The sequence below is a fragment of the Cupriavidus oxalaticus genome (assembly GCF_016894385.1).
Classification (GTDB): domain Bacteria; phylum Pseudomonadota; class Gammaproteobacteria; order Burkholderiales; family Burkholderiaceae; genus Cupriavidus; species Cupriavidus oxalaticus.
Genome location: NZ_CP069811.1, coordinates 2,224,910 through 2,243,622, shown reverse-complemented (window position 1 = coordinate 2,243,622; position 18,713 = coordinate 2,224,910). Strand labels below are relative to the sequence as shown.

17 protein-coding genes are annotated in these 18,713 nt (G+C 69.0%); 1 reads left to right on the top strand and 16 read right to left on the bottom strand.

Annotation, left to right across the window (positions count from 1 at the left end; genetic code table 11):
* Window positions 1-7: 7 nt before the first annotated feature.
* From JTE92_RS09745 to JTE92_RS09715, 7 genes are all read right to left on the bottom strand, one after another.
* On the bottom strand, window positions 8-469 hold the full coding sequence (locus JTE92_RS09745) for a hypothetical protein (RefSeq protein WP_063239668.1): 462 nt from the start codon (window positions 467-469) through the stop codon (window positions 8-10).
* A 301-nt stretch (window positions 470-770) separates the two neighbouring features.
* Complete coding sequence (locus tag JTE92_RS09740; protein WP_063239669.1) at window positions 771-2,120, bottom strand: MFS transporter; 1,350 nt, start codon at window positions 2,118-2,120, stop codon at window positions 771-773.
* 124 nt (window positions 2,121-2,244) lie between these two features.
* The gene (locus JTE92_RS09735) at window positions 2,245-3,060 is read right to left on the bottom strand and encodes an enoyl-CoA hydratase/isomerase family protein (protein WP_063239670.1); all 816 of its coding nucleotides are present in this window, start codon (window positions 3,058-3,060) and stop codon (window positions 2,245-2,247) included.
* Window positions 3,061-3,064: 4 nt separating this feature from the next.
* A complete protein-coding gene (locus JTE92_RS09730; RefSeq protein WP_063239671.1) occupies window positions 3,065-4,627 on the bottom strand; it encodes an AMP-binding protein in 1,563 nt (520 codons plus the stop codon).
* Window positions 4,620-5,192 carry a (2Fe-2S)-binding protein gene (locus JTE92_RS09725; protein ID WP_063239672.1) on the bottom strand — a complete coding sequence of 191 codons (573 nt, stop codon included), beginning with the start codon at window positions 5,190-5,192 and terminating at the stop codon, window positions 4,620-4,622. The genes JTE92_RS09730 and JTE92_RS09725 overlap by 8 nt, the downstream gene beginning before the upstream one ends.
* Window positions 5,189-6,004 carry an FAD binding domain-containing protein gene (locus JTE92_RS09720; protein WP_063239673.1) on the bottom strand — a complete coding sequence of 272 codons (816 nt, stop codon included), beginning with the start codon at window positions 6,002-6,004 and terminating at the stop codon, window positions 5,189-5,191. The genes JTE92_RS09725 and JTE92_RS09720 overlap by 4 nt, the downstream gene beginning before the upstream one ends.
* Entirely contained in the window at window positions 6,001-9,033 is a 3,033-nt protein-coding gene (locus JTE92_RS09715; protein ID WP_063239674.1) for a xanthine dehydrogenase family protein molybdopterin-binding subunit, read from the bottom strand. The genes JTE92_RS09720 and JTE92_RS09715 overlap by 4 nt, the downstream gene beginning before the upstream one ends.
* Window positions 9,034-9,301: 268 nt before the next feature.
* Here JTE92_RS09715 and JTE92_RS09710 point away from each other — a divergent pair, with 268 nt between their 5' ends.
* Entirely contained in the window at window positions 9,302-10,204 is a 903-nt protein-coding gene (locus JTE92_RS09710) for a LysR family transcriptional regulator (protein WP_063239675.1), read from the top strand.
* Between the two features lie 57 nt (window positions 10,205-10,261).
* Here JTE92_RS09710 and JTE92_RS09705 read toward each other — a convergent pair whose 3' ends face one another.
* From JTE92_RS09705 to JTE92_RS09665, 9 genes are all read right to left on the bottom strand, one after another.
* A complete protein-coding gene (locus tag JTE92_RS09705) occupies window positions 10,262-10,615 on the bottom strand; it encodes a RidA family protein (protein ID WP_063239676.1) in 354 nt (117 codons plus the stop codon).
* Window positions 10,612-11,820, bottom strand: a complete 1,209-nt coding sequence (locus JTE92_RS09700) for an NAD(P)/FAD-dependent oxidoreductase (protein ID WP_063239677.1) — start codon at window positions 11,818-11,820, stop codon at window positions 10,612-10,614. Before JTE92_RS09700 ends, JTE92_RS09705 begins: the two co-directional genes overlap by 4 nt.
* On the bottom strand, window positions 11,810-13,189 hold the full coding sequence (locus JTE92_RS09695) for an FAD/NAD(P)-dependent oxidoreductase (RefSeq protein ID WP_063239678.1): 1,380 nt from the start codon (window positions 13,187-13,189) through the stop codon (window positions 11,810-11,812). The genes JTE92_RS09700 and JTE92_RS09695 overlap by 11 nt, the downstream gene beginning before the upstream one ends.
* On the bottom strand, window positions 13,182-13,556 hold the full coding sequence (locus tag JTE92_RS09690) for a (2Fe-2S)-binding protein (RefSeq protein WP_063239679.1): 375 nt from the start codon (window positions 13,554-13,556) through the stop codon (window positions 13,182-13,184). Before JTE92_RS09690 ends, JTE92_RS09695 begins: the two co-directional genes overlap by 8 nt.
* Window positions 13,546-14,682, bottom strand: a complete 1,137-nt coding sequence (locus tag JTE92_RS09685) for an NAD(P)/FAD-dependent oxidoreductase (protein WP_063239680.1) — start codon at window positions 14,680-14,682, stop codon at window positions 13,546-13,548. Before JTE92_RS09685 ends, JTE92_RS09690 begins: the two co-directional genes overlap by 11 nt.
* A 12-nt stretch (window positions 14,683-14,694) precedes the next feature.
* Window positions 14,695-15,489 carry an ABC transporter permease gene (locus JTE92_RS09680; protein WP_063239681.1) on the bottom strand — a complete coding sequence of 265 codons (795 nt, stop codon included), beginning with the start codon at window positions 15,487-15,489 and terminating at the stop codon, window positions 14,695-14,697.
* 12 nt (window positions 15,490-15,501) lie between these two features.
* A complete protein-coding gene (locus JTE92_RS09675) occupies window positions 15,502-16,299 on the bottom strand; it encodes an ABC transporter permease (RefSeq protein WP_232353513.1) in 798 nt (265 codons plus the stop codon).
* A gap of 118 nt (window positions 16,300-16,417) precedes the next feature.
* A complete protein-coding gene (locus tag JTE92_RS09670; RefSeq protein ID WP_063239682.1) occupies window positions 16,418-17,485 on the bottom strand; it encodes an ABC transporter ATP-binding protein in 1,068 nt (355 codons plus the stop codon).
* A 54-nt stretch (window positions 17,486-17,539) separates the two neighbouring features.
* The gene (locus JTE92_RS09665) at window positions 17,540-18,574 is read right to left on the bottom strand and encodes an ABC transporter substrate-binding protein (RefSeq protein ID WP_063239683.1); all 1,035 of its coding nucleotides are present in this window, start codon (window positions 18,572-18,574) and stop codon (window positions 17,540-17,542) included.
* Window positions 18,575-18,713: the final 139 nt, after the last annotated feature.

Sequence of the window (18,713 nt, the reverse complement as noted above, 5' to 3'; positions counted from 1 at the left end):
CCCGCGCTTATGCCGAAAAGTGCTCACCGGACCCCTTGGCGCCGCGAGCCCCTTCTGAGTAGGGATCGCGCGGGCCGTTGCCGCGTGCGCCATCCAGGTACGGGTCTGCCTGGCGCGCAGGACTGGCCGAGACACCGGTACGGTCGAGTCCGGCAACCACTTGCAGGTCGGGATGCGAATCGGCTGCGTTGGCGCCGTCGTAGAACGGGTTGCGACGGTCATTGCCGCGCGCACCGTCCAGGTAGGGGTCGACCTTGCGGGTGGCAATGTAGCCATCCCGATTGGTGATCCTGGCGCCATCGGTATAGCCGTCGCGGTTGCTGATGCGGGCGCCGTCGGTGTAGGCGTCACGAGGCGTGTTCACGCGGAATGCGCTGCCGGCGGTTTCCGGCCGGGCGGCTGCGTGGGCCACGCCGGCGGTCAGGGCGGCGGCCAATGTGATAGCCGTGAGGATGGTCTTTGCTTGCATGATGCTCTCCTGTTTAGTCCGATCGGCCAGCTTTTAAGTGATGCTATCTACTGGTAGATAGATAAACGGATCAAAAAAAACTGCCTGGTTTCACTGTTGAGAATCCGGGGCATTGCCCGGGGGTGAATGGAGTCTAGGCAGGGGGCGGCATGTCTGTCCAAGACGGAATGTGTCGGACTTAAGACCTTGCAGGTCTTGTGGGCCGGTTTGCTCCCCTCTCCCGCCCGCGGGAGAGGGGCCGGGGGTGAGGGCCGGCGCTTCAACGAAGTCCGGCCGCCACCCCGCAGCCCAGCAGTGCTCCTTACTTTTCGACAAGACGGCCCAGCGTCTCCGGCACGATCGCTGCCCCCACCAGATAGACCAGCGTGACGGCCGCGAGGAATACACCAAGGATCACCGGCAGGCCGGCGGGCGTGCCGGCGGCAAGCGATGCCAGCGTCGGCATCATCCCGCCGATGGCGAAGCCGATGTTCCACGACAAGCCCGTGCCAGAGGCGCGGATGCTGGTGGGGAACCGCTCGTTCAGGAAAATGAGGATAGGCGCGAAGCCGGCGCACCCGAGCATGCTCAGCGCCACCGCGTAGACGCCGCGCAGGGTCGCGGTTGGCGCGGCCGGCATCCATTGGTAGAGCAACGGCATCAGCACCAGGCTGACCGCGCCGATCAGCAGGAAGGCGCGCTTGCGGCCGACCAGCGTGCTGAAATGCCCCGCTGCCACCGACGCGACGATCACCCCGAGGCTGCTCAGCATCAGGATGGCCGAGGACTCGCCCGGGGATGCCTTGACCACGACCTTGAGAAAGGTGGGGAGGTAGCCGGAAGTCAGGTAGTAGGCGCTGCCCGCGCCCACGGTCAGCAGGATGTTGACCAGCAGGATGCCGCGATACTCGCGCGAGAACAGCGTGCGCAGCGGATGGGCTTGCGGCTTGGCGTGGCCGCTGGCGGCCTTTGCTGCCTGCAGCTGCTTCCACAGCGGCGACTCTTCCAGCGAATTGAAGATGACCAGCCCCAGCACCGAGCTGACGATGCCGGCGAAGAACATGCAGCGCCATCCCCACACTTCGAAGGCATCGCCGGGGAACAGCGCCGTCATCGCCATGTACGTGATCGACGCCAGCAACGCGCCGATGCCCGCGCCGCCGCCGCCCACCAGGCCGGACACCGCGCCGCGCCACGACGGCGGCACCGATTCCGTGCCGATGGTATGCGTCGAAGCGACCACGCCGCCGACGAACACGCCCTGCACCAGCCGCAGCAGGATGAACAGCGCCGGCGCGAACAGGCCGATCTGGGCGACCGTCGGCAGCAGCCCGAACGCGGCCGTCGACAGGCCGACGCCGGTCACGGCCACCACCATGGCCCCCTTGCGCCCGTGCCGGTCCGCATAGGTCCCGAAGATGGCCGAGCCGAGCGGGCGCATCAGCAGCGTCACCGCGAACGACGCGTACACCGCCGCCAGCGACAGCATCGCATGCTCGGACGGAAAGAACAGCTTGCCGATCACCGGCGCCACGAACAGCAGGATAAACAGGTCGAACAGGTCGAGCGCCCATCCCATGCACGAAGCCGTCACCGCGCCCAGCACCTGCCGGTTGTTCGCGGCCGCCGGCATCGCACCGTGCGATACCTTGTCATTTGCCAGCACTTCCATCGTTGTCTCCATATATTTTTGAATGAACGGCTCCCCGCGATGCCCACCAGGGGCATCGTCGATGCGTCCGTATGCGTCCGTATCTCCGGCGCGGCAGGCGGGTCAGCCCCGCCCGCACCCGCGCTCAGCTGCCGCGGAAATCGGGATTGCGCTTCGCGTGGAACGCTTCCACGCCCTCGCGGAAGTCGTCCGAGCTGCGCAGGCGGCTGTAGCAGTGCCCTTCGAGTTCGATGGCGATCGACAGCGGTGCGTCCTCGGTGTCGTTGAGCAGTTTCTTGGCGGTGCGCTGCGCCAGCGGGGAGAACGCGCGCAGTTCGTCGACCAGCGCATCGGTGGCGGCTTCCAGCTCGGCGTCAGCGACGCAATCCACGGCGATGCCCCACTCGTACGCCTGGCGCCCCGGGATGCGGCGCGAGCGCATGACGATGTCCTTGGTGCGGCCCACGCCCACCATCTTCTGCAGCCGCGCCGAGCCGCCGGATCCCGGAATCTGGCCGAGCTTCTGCTCCGGCAGTGCGTATTCCGTGGTGGCGGTGGCGATGCGGAAGTCGCACGCCAGCGACAGTTCGAAGCCCACGCCGAAGCAGTAGCCCTGGTTGGCCGCGATCACCGGCTTGCTGCAGCGCGCCGGCGCCGCCACGTTCCACGCGAGCTTCGACACATGCTCCGGCGACGCCTCCAGGAAGCCGCGGATGTCGCCGCCGCTGGAAAAATGCTTGCCCTGCGCGCGCAGCACGATGACGCGCACGCGGTCATCGGCATCCAGCGCCTCGAACACCGCACGCAACTGGTCGCGGGCCGCCATCGCGATCACGTTATAGGGCGGGCGATGCAGGATGATGTCCGCCCGCTCGCGGGCCGGGTCGATCTCCACGGAAAAGCCGTCGAGGTCCTGCAGGCGCTGCTGGTCGGGGTGGGTCAGTGCGAAGGACTGGGTCATGTCGTTACTCCTTGATGGGGTCGCTGTAGGGAAGAGAGGAAAGCGCGCTGTATTCGCCCGCCGACAGCTTGCGGCGCAGGATCTTGCCGACCGGCGATTTCGGGATGTCGGCGACGAACACGTAGTCGCGCGGTCGTTTGAAGTTGACGAGGTCGGAGCCGCGGCAGTAATCGTCGAGCGCGCCGGCGTCGACGCAGCCGCGCGGCTTGACGAAGGCCACCACCTTCTGACCCCAGCGGGCGTCGGGGACGCCGGCAACCGCCACCTCGTCCACGGCGGGGTGCAGGGACAGCACCGATTCGATATCGGCGGGCGAGATGTTCTCGCCGCCACTGATGATCATGTCGTCGACCCGTCCGGTCACGAACAGGTCGCCGTCGGCATCGAGGTAGCCGATGTCGCCGGTGAAGTACCAGCCGTCGCGCAGGGATTTGGCATTGGCGTCGTCGCGATTCCAGTAGCCCTCGAAGGCCTCGTCGCCGCGCAGGTCGGCGATGATCTGGCCTTCCTCGCCGGGCGCGGCCAGCTCGTCCGGCGAGGCCGCGTCAAGCCGCGCCACGCGCAGCCGCGTGTTCAGGCCGGCGCGGCCCGCACTGCCGGGTTTGCGCGCCGCGTGCTGGTCGACGCTGAAGGTATAGACCTCGGACGAGCCGTAGTGGTTGACGAACAGCTCCGGGCGGAACGCCTGCTCGAGCCGGGTCAGCAGGCCATCGTTCATGGCGGCGCCCGCGAAGCCGAGCTTGGTGACGGTGCGCACATCGTTGCTGTCGAAACCCGGCTCGGCCAGCAGGTCGTGGTAGAGCGTGGGCACGAGATAGAGGCAGCTCACGCGATGGGCGGCGATGGCCTGCAGCGCCTGCGACGCGCTCCAGCGCCGCACGCAGACAAAGAGGCCGTCCACCAGCGCCATGGCCAGCAGGGACCGCACGCCCATGGTGTGGTACAGCGGCATCACCCCCAGCGTCCGTTCGCCGCGCCGGTACAGGTTCTGCGCAACATGCGCCAGCGCGGCCGCGCGTTCCTGCCGGTGGCGGCGTGGAACACCTTTCGGCTTGCCGGTGGTGCCGGAGGTGTACAGCATGAGCGAGATGTCGCCGGCCTCAGCCAACTCAGCCTGCGTGCTGTCCCGGCGGGGCGTGGCACGGAGCAGGGTGTCGAACGACAGCGAGCCGCCCGGCGCGCCGTCCAGCGCGATGCAGGGGACTTCCTGCGCGGCGGCGCTGTCCAGCACGGCGTCGGCGCTGACCGGCTCGAACACCAGCGCCTTCACGCCGGCGTCGCGCACGCAGTAATCCAGCTCGTCCGGCTTGGCGCGCCAGTTCAGCGGGACGATGACCAGGCCGGCGAACTGGCAGGCCCAGTGCAGTGTCGCCATCTCCCAGCGGTTCTGCAGGATGGCGAGCACGCGGTCGCCCGGCCGCAGGCCCAGGTCGAGCAAGCCGGCGGCCACGCCGCGGATGCGCGCGAGCCATTGCTCGTAGGTCAGCAGCAGGTCGCCGTCGACGATCGCGGGGGCGTGGGGACTGCGCTCCACGCTTTGCAGGAAGGTGCGGCCGAGGTCAAGCATCGCAGCACTCCTCGGCAACCGGTGCCGCAATCCGGCGCGAGCGCGCGCGGCTGGCGGCCACGTCGAGGACGGCGGCGACGATCGGCGTGTAGCCCGTGCAGCGGCACAGGTGGCCGGACAGCATGTCGCGCACCTGGGCCTCGGTCGGCTCGGGTACGCGCTCCAGGTAGTCCGCACACGACATCAGGATGCCCGCGGTGCAGAAGCCGCACTGCAGCGCATGGTGGCGGCGGAAGGCTTCCTGCAGGTCGCCCAGGCCTTCGCGCGGGGCGAGGCCCTCGACGGTATTGATGGCGCGGCCGTCGGCCTGCACCGCCAGCATCAGGCAGGAGCGCGCGGCCACGCCGTCCACCCGCACCGTGCATGCGCCGCAGACGCCGTGCTCGCAGCCGACGTGGGTGCCGGTGGCGCCGAGCTCATGGCGCAGGAAGTCGGACAGCAGCTCGCGTGGCGCGCACAAGGCGCTGCGCTCGTTGCCGTTCAGCGTCAGGGTGATGCAGTGGCGCTCGTCGCGCCGCATCACCGGCGGCGCACCCGAAGGTGCGCCATTAAGGGTCTTGCTCATCTTGCCTCCTCGATTGCGCGCATGCCCAGTTGCCGCACCAGGTGGCGGCGGTACTGCGCGCTGACATGGGCGTCGTCCTGCGCGCCCAGCTTCCAGCTGAAATCGTTGATCGCCTCGGCCAGCGCCTTGCCCCGCAGGCGTGGCCAGGTCTCCAGCACCGGCCGGTCGGCCACGCCGCCCACGGCCAGCGCAATGGCGTCGTCCGTGACGATGGCGGCGCAGGCCACCAGCGCGAAGTCGCCATGCCGGGCCGAGAACTCCGTAAAGCCATAGCGCGCGCCGGGCCGCCGTAGCGGGAAGCGCACCGCTTCCACCAGCTCGTCGGGCTCGCGCGCCGTCATCAGCATGCCGCGGAAGAACTCGGCCGCCGGCAGTACGCGGCGGCGGCGCAGCGAGCGCAGCACCACCTCGCCGCCGAGCGCGGTGAGCACCAGCGGCAGCTCGGCGCTGGGGTCGGCGTGGGCGATGGAGCCGCACACCGTGCCGCGGTTGCGGATCTGGAAATGCGAGATATGCGGGAAGGCGAGCGCGAGCAGCGGCACCTCGTCGGCCAGTGACGGGCGCCATTCCACGTTGCCCTGCGTGGCGGCAGCGCCCACCACCAGATCGCCGTCTTCCACGCGCACGGTATCCAGGTCAGGGGTGCGCGAGATGTCGATCAGCAATTGCGGCTGCGCGAGCCGCATGTTCAGCACGGCCATCAGCGACTGGCCGCCGGCCAGCACGCGGGCACCCTCGCCGGCACGGGCCAGCGCTTCCAGCGCGTGCTGCGCGGATTCGGCGCGCAGGTAATCAAAGGCTGCAGGTTTCATCGACGGACTCCAAAGAGCGCCAGCAGACGCGCGATCCAGCCCGGCTTGCGCGCAGGCTTGCCCCCAGCCTGCCGGCCGAGCGATTCAAACAGCTGGCGCAATACCACCTTGGCCGCGCCTTCGAGCATGCGGCCGCCGACCGCGGCGACCTTGCCGGACACCTCGGCCTCGTAGTCGTAGGTGAGGCGGGTGCCGGCACCGTGCGGGGCCAGTTCGACCAGGCCCGCGCCGCGCGCACTGCCGAGCGACGACAGGCCCGCGCCCGCCAGCCGCAGCCGGTGCGGCGGCTCCAGGTCGGACAGCGCGATCTCGGCTTCGTAGCGGGCCTTGATCATGCCCACGCCCACGGTCACGTCGGCGCGGTAGCGGTTGTCGCCGATGGGCACGAGCGCGTGGCAGCCCGGCACGACCCTGGCCAGCGCCTGCGGGTCGAGCAGGACGGCGAAGACGGCTGCGGGCGTGGCGTCCAGGTCGACCGTGCCGCGCGCGCTCAGGGCCTTGCCGCCCTTGCCGCCGCTCTTGTTGTTCTCCGAGGCCTCTCTTGCCGCCTCGGCCAGTTCCGGACGCGATGGCGGCGGGTCGTCGAAGCCGATCATCGCCATCACCCTGGCGGGCGTGAGCGGCAGGCGGATGTCGCTCACGCCCAGCGCATCGGCCACCGCGTTGGCGACGCATGGCGGGGTGCTCATGTTGTTGCCCTCGCCGAGGCCCTTGGCGCCGAGCGGCGTGAACGGGCTTGGTGTCTCCAGGTGGACGATGAGCGGGTCGGGCACCTCGCATGTGGTCGGCATCAGGTAGTCCGCCAGCGTGCCGGACTGGAAGCTCCCGTCCGGGCCGTAGCGAAATTCCTCCATCAGCGCCGCGCCCAGCCCCTGCGCAAAGGCGCCGCGGATCTGGCCGTCGGCCAGCGCCGGGTTGAGCAGCTTGCCGGCGTCGTGCGCAGTCACGTAGCGGTCGATGCGCACGCGGCCGGTAGCGCGGTCGATCTCCACGCCGCACAGGTCGAAGGCAAAGCCGTAGCAGGCGGAGGTGTTGACGCGGTCCTGCTCGTCCGGCGCATCGAGGTTGGGGGGCGACCAGAACACGGTTTCGCGCAGGCCGGGTTCCTCGCCGGCCGGCAGCAGCTGCGGCGACCAATGCGGCGCGTTACTGGCCGCGCGCGCAAAGGGCAGGGCGGTATCCGGCGCGCCCCGGCGCACGATGCGGCCATCCGCGAAGACCAGTTCGGCCGGGTCGCAGCCCAGGTGCGAGGCCACGATGCGCGCCAGCTTGTCGCGCACGCGCGTGGCCGCCAGGTGCACGGTGCCGGCCACGGCGCCGGCGAAGCGGCTGGAGTAGTTGCCGGCGGCCACGGACCAGGCATCCTTGTGCGTGTCGAATTCGACGTTGACCACGACGTCAGCCGGATCGATGCCGAGCACGTCGGCCACGACCTGCGCCGACACGGTCATATGGCCCTGGCCCGCCGGCGTGGACGCGATGGTCACCACCACGCCGCCGAGCAGGTCCACGCTGACCGTGGCGCTGGCGATGGCGCCGTTCTTCGGGCCCGCCTTGCGGCGTGCCGCGGCCGGCGTGGCGGTGGTGATGTAGCCCATGTTCGACACCGATGGCTCGACGATGGCCGCGAAGCCGATGCCGTACAGCCTGCCCTCGGCGCGCGCGGCGTCGCGGCGGCGCTTGAGTTCACCGTAGTCGCCCGCTTCCAGCGCGCGCGACAGCGCCAGCTGGTAGTTGCCGGAGTCGAGCAGCGCGCCCGCCGCCGCGCGATAGGGAAAGGCATCGGCGGGCACGAAGTTGCGGCGGTATACGTCGAGCGGATCCAGGCCCAGCTCCACCGCGATCCGCTGCACCAGCCGCTCCAGCGCGAAGTACACCTGCGGCCCGCCGAAACCGCGCACGAGGCCGGTCGGCGTCTTGTTGGTCAGCACCACGCGGTTGCGCACCAGCAGGTTCGGGATCGCGTAGGCACCGGTTAGCAGGCCATGCATGCGGTAGAAGGTAGCGGGCTCCGGCGCACGCAGGTAGCCGCCGCAATCCTCGAGCTGGTCATACGAGAGCGCGACGATGCGGCCGTCCGCCTCGACCGCGGCTTCCAGGGTGGAAAGCCGCGCGGTGGCCGACGTGGCGGCGCTCAGGTGCTCGAGCCGGTCTTCCACCCACTTCACCGGCGCGCTCGCCTTGCGCGAGGCCAGGCACATCAGCACCACGTAGGGGAACACCGCCTGCTTGACGCCGAAGCTGCCGCCCGAGTCGCGTGGCGCGACATGGCGCAGGCGGTTGGCCGGGACCTGCAGCGCCATCGCCATCACGGCGTGCAGCGAGAACGGGCCCATGAAGTTGGAAGTGACCTGGTAGCCCTCGTCGCCGGGCAGGTGTTCGGCGATCACCACGCCGCACTCGATCGGCGTGCAGGTGTTGCGCGGGTAATGGGCGGTCAGCGCCACGCGGTGCGGCGCGGCGGCAAAGGCGGCCTCGGGCTCGCCATAGCGGAAATGGCGGTCGCTGGCCACGTTGCTGCCCAGGCCGGGATGCAGCACGCTCGTGTCGTCGGCGACGGCGGCTTCGATCGACACTACCGGCGGCAACACGCGGTACTCCACCCGCATGAGGTCGAGCGCATCCTCCGCCAGTGCGCGGCTCTCGGCCACCACCACGGCCACCGGCTCGCCCACGTAGCGCACGCGGTCGATTGCCAGCGCCCACTGTTCCATCGGTGCCTTCACGCCTACCACGAAAGGCCGTGACCAGGCGGGCAGGTCGGCCCCCGTCAGCACGGCACGCACGCCCGGCGCCTGCAACGCGGCGGCGCAGTCGATGGCGCCGAGTTCGGCATGCGCGTGCGGCGAGCGCAGGATGGCGGCCTGCAGGGTGCCGGGCCTGACGCCGAGGTCATCGGCGTAGCGGCCGCGCCCGGTCAGGATGGCGGCATCCTCGACGCGCGGCATCGGGCGGCCGAGATGTGGCGCCGGCCGGGCCTGCTGTGTCTCCAACGTGCCGGTCATTTCGCCAGCATCGAATCTTTTCATTTGCGACTCCGTTCGGTGCGACGGAACCGGGCCGGAAGGCGGCGGCGCCGTGCAACGTCAAACGGAGATTAGTGACATCTCGATATAAGTTCTAATATTGATTTCTGATTCAATGCATCATTTTTGATGATGTATAAGGGTCTTCCCGGAGACCAGCGGGGACGCACAGAAGGTGGTTAAATGCCGGAGTTATCCGCGGCACAAGCCGCAGCAATCTCATCACAAGAATTGATGCCTTGAGACCATCTTCATTGATAACCAACTGCCCATGGACCTCAAGCAAATCCAGTACTTCATCGCGCTGTTCGAGGACGGCTCCGTCACGCGCGCGGCCAAGCGCCTGAATATCGTGCAGCCGGCGCTCAGCATGCAGATCGCCCGGCTGGAAGAAGAATTCGGGCAGAAGCTGTTCGATCGCATCCCGCACGGCATGGTGCCGACCGCTGCGGGTCGCATGATGTACCGCCTGTTCCTGCCCATCGTGCGCGACATCGCCGGCGCGCGGCAGCAGATGATGCAGCGCGAGGAGCAGATGGCCGGCCGCATCACGCTTGGCATGGTGGCCTCCGAGACGGAGAGTGTGCTGGTGGGGTCGCTGGCGCGCTTCAATGCGCGCTATCCGAACGTGGAGGTATCCGTGGCGGACGGCTTCAGTGCGGCACTGATCGATCTGGTTTCCGCGGGCCAGCTTGACGCGGCGGTGGTCCATCGCCAGCGCGGCCGCCTGGGCTTGCAGGTGCAGCCGATGCACGACGAGGAAATGGTGCTGGTGACCAGCGTCGCACACGGCCCCGAACTGCCGGAATCGGTAGAAATGGCGAAGCTGCCAGGACTGGAACTGGTGCTGCCGACCAAGCGGCATGGCCTGCGCGTGGTGCTGGACACGGCGACGCAGGCGCAGGACGTCACCCTTGCGCCAAAGTTCGAGATCGACATCCTCGGCACCATCGTGCAGTTCGTGCAAGCCACGCGCTTCGCCACGGTGCTGCCGCGCATCGTGGTGCAGCGCGCCGTCGAAGACGGCCGGCTGCGGATGCATACCATCGTCGCGCCGCGCATCGTGCGGCATCTGGTGTGCGTGAGCCATCCGCAACGGCCGCTGAGCACGGCGGCCGAGGCGTTGATCGCGATCGTCACCGAGGAGATCAGGCGGGTTTCCGGGGTGGCGTAAGAGGGGAGCGGGTGGACTCGCCGGCCCGCTTCAGAGACGCTGCCGGCAAGGCGCGGGTCAGACCGCCGCCGTCACGATGATTTCCACCAGCAGTTCAGGACGTGCGAGCTTGGCCTCGCAGGTGGCGCGCGTCGGCACGGCGTCCTCGGGAATCCAGGCCTCCCAGGCTGCGTTCATGCCGGCAAAGTCCTTGTCGATGTCCTTGAGCCAGATCTGCGCGGACAGCAGCCTGGTCTTGTCGCTGCCGACGCTGGCGAGATAGCCCTCGATCTTTTCCAGGACATCGCGCGTCTGGGCGCCGATATCCCCGGAGATGTCGCTGGCCGTGACACCGGCCACGTAGACCACGCCGCTGTGCACGACGAGACGGGAAAGACGTTTGGTGGACTGGTAGCGCTGGATATTGCTCATCCGTATGACCTCGAAGAAGAATGATGGGTGGAGCGGCCGGCTGGAACCTGCGCCCGTGGTGTGCCGGCCATGGCACTGCGGGGCTTGCCGAAGCGGTCGATGGCAAAGGCATCGATCGGCAGGGTGGAGCGTTGTTCGGTGATGAGTTCGGCGACGATCTGGCCGACGATGGGGCCGAGTTCGAAGCCGTGCGCGGAGAAGCCAAAGGCATGCACCACGCCTGGGGCGGACTGGCTGGGGCCGATGACCGGGATCTGGTCGGGCATGAAGGCCTCGACGCCGGCCCATGCGCGGTTGATGCCAAGCGGGCCAAGGTGCGGGAACAGCGCCGTCACCGTCTGCGCGCTGGTGCCGAGCCTGAGCATGTCGACTTCGCCATGACGTGCCTGCGCATCGGCAGGGCAGCGCAAGCCGCCGCCGATCAGCACGGTGCCGTTGTCGAACTGCTTGAACGAGAGCGCACGCCCGGTGGCGCCGAGCACCGGCTTTACGAACGGGGCCACGCGGTGCGTGATCATCAGCATCAGTCCGCCGGCTTCTACCGGGACCGGCTCGCCGAGCTGCGCCGCGAACTCCCCGGCCCAGGCGCCCGCCGTGTTGACAAGGCGTTCGGCGCGGAACACGCCCCGCGGCGTATGCACATGCCAGCGGCCGCCGGCCTGTTCCAGGCGCGCGGCGGGCGTGGCTTCGTGCACCACCACGCCTGCCGCTTGCGCGGCCCGGCGGAACGCCATGACGGCGCGATAGGGCAACGCGTGGCCGTCACCGCCTGCCCAGATGGCGCCGGTGACATGCGGCGCAATGGACGGGACCAGCTCCCGCACCGCGTGTGCGTCGACAAGCTGTTCGTGCGTAAAGCCGAGGGCTTCCAGCCGGGCCACGCGCTGGCGCAGCGTGTCGAGCTCGGCGTCGGTCTCCGCCACCTTCAGCTGGCCGCTGGGGACGAAGCCGGCGTCGTCGCCGGTGAGTTCGTCAAGGCGATGCCAGAGCTCGCGCGAGGCCAGCGCCAGCGGGATTTCGGCGAGGTGGCGCCCCAGCGTGCGCACGCCGCCGGCATTGACGCCGGACGCGTGCCGGCCGCAATACTCGGCTTCGAGCAGCGTGACGCGCAGCCCCTTGCGCGCGAGATGGAGCGCGCTCGAGGTGCCATGCAAGCCACCGCCGATGACGATCACGTCGGCATCGGCACCGCAATCAGGCTTCACCGGCCAGTTCTCCAAGCGTGACCGGCTTGATCGGCGGCCGGATGCGGTAGTAACCCACCTCCTGCGGCGGCACGCCGCGCGCGTCGGCGATGACCTCGGTCACCGTCAGCCCGCATTGGCGCCCCTGGCAAGGCCCCATGCCGCAGCGTCCGAAAGACTTGGCCTGGTTGGGGCCGCTGCAGCCCAGCGCGACGAAGCCGCGGATATCGCCGGCGGTCACTTCCTCGCAGCGGCATACGACCACATCGTCGGCCGGCACCCGATTGGCCGGCTTGGGGCGGTACAGCGCGTCGAGGAATGGCCGGATGCCCAGGTGCGAGCGCAGCGCGGCGCGCAGCGGCACGGCCAGGCGGTCCCGTTGCGGGGCGCCGAGCTTGCCCACGTTGTAGGCGGCCGCCAGGCCGGCCAGCTCGCCCTGCAGCGCGGCGGCCACGGCGCCGCCAATGCCGCGGCCATCGCCCGCCACGAAGATGCCGGGCGCGTCGAGCGTGCCCCATTCGTCCACCACCGGCTGCCAGCACAGCTGCGTGTCGTCCCAGCGGTGCGCCGCGCGCAGCGCCCAGCTGAACTGGGTGTTGGGCACCACGCCCTGGTGCAGCAGCACCGCATTGGTGGCAAGGCGGTGGGCCTGCCCGCGGCTGGTGAAGTGCAGGGCCCGCACCGCGTCGTCGCCCTCGATCGACAAGGCCGACGCGCCCTTGTAGAACGGCACGCCGCCGCGCTTCAGGGCGCGCATCAGCGCGAGGCCCTTTTTCAGGTAGCGCCAGCCGGCCAGCGCGCCGCCCAGGTGGGCCAGCGCGCGCTGGTAGTCGGCGCCATCGGTGGTATCGACGATCGCGCGGATCGGCACCCCGGCCCGCACATATTGCCAGCCCAGCAGGTACAGCAGCGGGCCGCAGCCGGCCAGCACCACCGGTTCGGCGGGCACCACGTCGGCGCTCTTGAGCAGGATCTGCGCGGCCCCGGCGGTCAGCACGCCGGGCAGCGTCCAGCCCGGGATCGGGAAGGGGCGTTCCATGGCGCCGGTGCACAGGATCACCTGGCGGGCCTGCAGGCTGGCCACGCTGCCGTTGCGCAGGTAATGCACCGTGTGCTCGCGCGTGACCTGCCACACCGCTGCGCCGGTGATGTGCTGCGCGCCGCTGGCGGCAAAGCGGTCTGCCAGCGCGCGGCCGGCCGCGTAGTCGGGGCCCAGGATGCGCAGGCGCTCCGGCGGGGCGCTCTGGATGCTGCGGTAGATCTGGCCGCCACAGGCTTCCTGCTCATCGAGCAGGGCCACGCGCGCGCCGGTGGCGGCGGCGGCCACCGCGGCCGCCATGCCGGCCGGGCCGGCGCCGACGATGGCGATGTCCACGTCGAGGTCAGCCATGTTCCACCTCCGCGTCGCGGGCGGTAGCCACGGCGGGCGGCAACGGCAGGGTGCGGGCGCCATCCTGGGTGCGCACGCGCATGCCTTCGCTGACGGTCACCAGGCAGCTTTGCCGGCTCGGTTGCCCGTCGATTTCCATCAGGCATTCGAAGCAGACGCCCATCATGCAGTACGGTGCGCGCGGCTCGCCGCTGACCGGCGAGTTGCGGAAGCGGGTCACGCCGCTCGCCAGCAGCGCCGCGGCAACGCTGCACCCGGCCGGCACCCGCAGCGGCGCGCCGTTGAATTCGATGGCGACCGTATCGGCGCCGGCGCTGCTGCCGGCGGCGGACGTGTCCATCCGTTTGAACAAGCGATCAGTGGGCATGGTGGAAGGTCTGGTTGGAGTTCAGGAAGCGGTCGCCGGCAAACACGTCGATACCTGTGGGCCGGTCACCGCCGGCTACCCAGGGCGCCACCAGCAGCGCATGCGCGGCGGCCAGCGTGACGCCGCTATGGCACGTGGTGACAAAGGCGCCCGGACAGGCCGCGCTCTCCTGGTAGATCGGAAAACCGTCCGGGCTCATCACGCGCAGCGCACCCCAGGCCCGCACCAGCTTGAGGCCGGCCAGCGCGGGGAAGCTGCGCACGCCGCGCCGGGCAATCTGGGCGAGCACGTCGGCGGTGGTGCCATCGTCGAAGCCGACGTCTTCCATCGAGTCGCCCAGCTGGATCGTGCCTTCGTCGGTCTGGCGCACGTAGGTGGTCGGGAAATCGAGGAAGGGCGTGGCGCGTTCGCCGATCAGGACCTGGCCGCGGTTCGGCGCCACCGGCGCATGCAGGCCAACCTGCGCCGCAAGCATGCGGTTGCCGAGGCCGGCGGCCAGCACGACGCGTGGCGCGGCAAAGCGCGCCTTGCCGCCTGCGCCCGCATGGACGGTGAAGCCGCCCGCCTCGGGCGTGATCGATTGCGCGCCATGCCGGCCGACGATGCGGACGCCGCGCGCCTGGCAGGCGGCATGCAGCGCGCGCAGCAGCTTGAGCGGATTGGTGTGCCCGTCCATCGGCGTATAGCTGGCGCCGGCCACCGCGGGCCCGACGCCGGGCAGCCGCCGCGCAAGTTCGCGAGCGTCGAGCATCTCGAACGGATAGTCGCCGTGCAGCGCGTCCTGGATGCTCTGCAGCCGCTCGCGGCGCGCCTGCATTTCCTCATCGGAAAAGCACAGGTGGAAGCCGCCCGGCTGCCTGAGGCAGACGTCGATGCCGGTTTCGTCGCGCAGCGCGTCGTGCAGCTGCGGCCACAGGCGCGCCGAGCCCAGCGTCCAGCGCGCGTAGGGCGCCATGCCGAAGCCCTTGCCCTGGACCCATACCAGGCCGAAATTGCCGCGCGAGGCACGCAGGGCATCGTCGCCCTCGTCGAGCACGGTGACGCGCGCGCCTTGCCTGGCCGCGCCGTAGGCGATGGCAGTGCCAACCAGGCCGCCGCCAATCACGATGAGATCGGATGTAGTCATGTCAGTCGGGATTCAGTTCTTGCCGATCAGCACGCGGTCGAGGCCGACGATACGGTCCAGCAGCACCATCAGCACGAGCGTGCCGACGATCAGCACCGTGGATACCGAAGCCACCAGCGGATCGATGGTCTGCGCGATCTGGTTGTACATCGCCACCGGCAGCGTGGTGGTGCCGGGCGTGGCCACGAACACGGTCATGGTCAGCTCGTCGAAGCTCTGGATAAAGGCGAGCATCCAGCCGCCCACCACGCCGGGCAGGATCAGCGGCAGTACCACGCGGCGGAATGCCGTGAAGCGGCTGGCGCCGAGCGAGAGCGCCGCGCGCTCGGCATCGCGGTCCAGGCCGGTGGCGGCAGCCAGCACCAGCCGCAGCGCGTAGGGCATGACCACCACCACGTGCGTGAGCGCCAGCCAGAAGAACGAGCCGGTCGCGCCCAGCGTGGTAAAGAAGCGCAGGAAGGCCACGCCCAGCACCACGTGCGGGATCATCAGCGGCGACAGGAAGAACGCCATCAGCGCGCCGCGGCCGGGAAAGCGATGGCGGACCAGCGCCAGCGCGGCGGGCACCGCCAGCGCCACCGCGATGGTGGCGCTGGACAGGCCGAGCATCAGCGACAGCCAGAAGGCGTCGACGATCTCGTGCGCATCGGCAATGGCGCGGAACCAGCGCAGCGAGAGGCCGTCGGTGGGCATCGAGATATAGCCCTTGCCGGTGAAGGACACGGCCACCACCACCAGCAGCGGCGCCACCATGAAGACGATGAACAGGGCGTGGAACAGCAGGGAAAGCGGACCATTCTTGCGCATGGCGTCAGCTCCTTATGCGTCGAAGACCTGGCGGAAGCGGCGTTCCACCAGCCGGTTGCAGCCGACGATGACGATCACGTTGGCCACCAGCAGCAGCACCGCGATCGAGGCGCCCAGCGGCCAGTTCAGCGTGTTCAGGAATTCGTCGTAGGCGGCCGTGGCCACCACCTTGAGCCGACGGCCGCCGAGGATGGCTGGCGTGGCGAAGGCCGATGCCGACAGCGCGAAGACGATGATGCTGCCCGACAGGATGCCGGGCAGGATCTGCGGCAGCACCACGCGGCGGAACACCGTGAACGGCGAGGCACCGAACGCCTGGCCGGCCTGTTCCACCTGCGGGTCGAGCTTCTGCAGCGACGCCCATACCGAGATGACCATGAACGGCATCATCACGTGGGTCAGTGCGACAATGACGCCGGTCTGCGTGAAGACGAGCTTCAGCGGCGCGTCGACAATGCCCAGCCATTGCAGTGCCTCATTGATCAGCCCGTTGTTGCCCATCAGGATGGCCCAGCCCAGCGTGCGCACCACCACCGAGATCAGCAGCGGACCCAGGATGACGATCAGGAACAGCCCGCGCCACGGGCTGCGCATGCGCGACAGGATGATGGTCTCGGGCACGCCGAACACGATGGACAGCACCGTCACCGCCAGCGCCATGCCCGCCGTGCGCAGGAAGATCTCGTGGTAATAGCTGTCGCCGACGATTTCCAGGTAGTTGGCGGCCGTCATCTCCGGCAGCACGCCGCGCGTGCCGTCGAACGCGTGGAACGACAGCAGCGCCGTGAGCGCCAGCGGGACCAGCAGCATCGCGCAGAACAGCAGCAGGGCGGGGCCGCACAGCAGCCACGGTGCGGCGCCGGCGAACGGCTGGCCGGCCGGGCGTGGCGCCGACACGGGCGCGCCGGCCAGGTTGGGGGTTGCGGTATCAGGCATGCTTCGACTCCGAGGCCAGCACGCGCAGGTCCTGGTCTTGCCAGAGCACGCTGACGGCGGCGCCTTCCGCGGGTGGCGCCTCGCCAAGGTTGGGCTGGCTGACGCGCAGCCGGCCCAGCGCGCTGTCGACCTCGAGCATCCAGTGGTTGCCGAGGAACAGGCGTGCCTGCACCGTGCCGGGAATGCCGCCGTCGCCGGCCCGGCCGAGCCGGATCTTCTCGGGGCGGACGTAGACGTGCACGTCGCGCCCGACCTGGCGGCCTTCATGCGGCACGTGCGCGAGCGTTTCGCCCAGGCGCACTTCGCAGCAGCGCGGATTGGTCTGTTCGACCACGCCCGGGATACTGTTGGTCTTGCCCAGGAATCCCGACGCGAAGGCCGACTGCGGGCGTTCATAGGCCTCGAACGGCGTGGCAAGCTGGACGATGCGCCCGCCATGCATCACCGCGATGCGGTCGCTCATCGTCATCGCCTCGACCTGGTCGTGCGTGACCAGGATGGTGGTGATGCCGAGGTGGCGCTGGATCGCGCGCAGCTCGATGTGCATGTCCTCGCGCAGCTTGGCGTCGAGGTTCGACATCGGCTCGTCGAGCAGCAGCACCTCGGGACGGATCGCCAGCGCCCGGGCAATGGCCACGCGCTGGCGCTGGCCGCCCGACAGCTCTTTCGGAAAGCGCTTGCCGAGGCCGCCCAGGCGCACCAGCTCGAGCGCCTCGTCGATCCTGCGGGCGCGCTCCGCCGCCGCCACGCCGCGCATTTCCAGGCCGAAGCCGATATTGCCGGCCACGGTCATGTGCGGAAACAGCGCATAGCTCTGGAACACCACCCCCATGCCGCGCTTTTCCGGGCGCAGCGCGGTGATATCGCGCCCGTCGAGCACGATGCGCCCGCGCGTTGGGTCGACAAAGCCGGCAATCATCTGCAGCGTGGTGGTCTTGCCGCAGCCGGACGGGCCCAGCAGCGACAGGAATTCGCCGCGCCGGACTTCGAGGCTCAGGTCTTCGACGGCATGAAAGCTGCCAAAGGTTTTCGCGAGGCCGCTCAGTGTAAGGAAGCTCATGGTTATGCGGGGGCGGTCATGTTGACGGTGTCGAGGGGCGGGAGGATGGGCGGTCTAGCGTTCCACCGTCCGGTTCCAGCGGTTGGTCCACTCGGCGCGCTTTTCGTTGACCAGGGTCCAGTTGGTGGGCAGCAGCTTGTCGACCTGCGCCTGGCCGTACGGCACCTTGGCGGCCACCGTCGGCTCGAGCCTGGCCTTGCCATTGACCGGCCCCCAGCCCTGGCTGTCCGCCAGGATGGCCTGCACCTCCGGCGTGAGCAGGTATTGCACGAAGGCCTGCGATTGCTCGGGCACATCGCTCTGCACCACCGGACACGCGGCGGTCAGCAGGGCGGGAGCGCCTTCCTTCGGATAGACGAATTCCACCGGGAAGCCGGTGTCCTTCAGGCTTTGCGCGCGCCCGCTGCCCCACACGGCCAGCGTGACATCGCCGTTCTGGAACAGCTCGGTCATCTTGCCCGGCGACGGCTCCCACGCCAGCACATTGGGGCCGACCTCCTTTGCCAGCGCGGTGAAGCCGGGGTCGATGTTCTGGTCGCTGCCCTTGCGCAGCTTTGCAAACATGGTGAGCGTCTGCAGCCCGTAGGTGTTGCTGATCGGCGGGATGGCGACCTTCTGGCGCAATGTCTTGTCGGTCAGCGCTTCCCAGGAATCGGGCTTCGGCAGGCCGGCCTTTTTGAACGCCTCGGTGTTGTAGACCAGGCCGGTTGCCACCACGCCGATGCCGGTGGCCTTGTTGCCGCCGATTTTCGCGATCGGGTAGAGGTCCTTGTAGACCGGCGCATCCTTGATGGCGTCGCAGAAGCCGAACTGCACGGCCTGGTACATCGGGCCGTCATCCAGCAGCACCACGTCGAGTTCCTGCCTGGCCTTCTGCGCCTGCAGCTTGGCCAGGGTGTCGGTGGAGTTGCCGGCCACGTAGACCACCTTGACCTTATGCCTCGTCTCGAAGGCGGGAATGATCTTTTCCTTGAACGCCTTTTCGGTGGAGCCGCCGTACGAACCCACGTAGAGCGTGGGCTGCTGGGCCATGGCGGCCGAGGCACTGCACAACGCGAACACTGCTGCGGCCAGAACTTGCTGCTTCATGCTTTCCTCCGTGGTATGCACCAATAAAATGCAAGTCGATCACCACATCCATGCATTAGGGTTATCCCTGCACCATAACGACAATGTTCAGGAAATATGCGGCGTTCAGATAGATTAGGAGGATGTGGCGGCCGTGAAA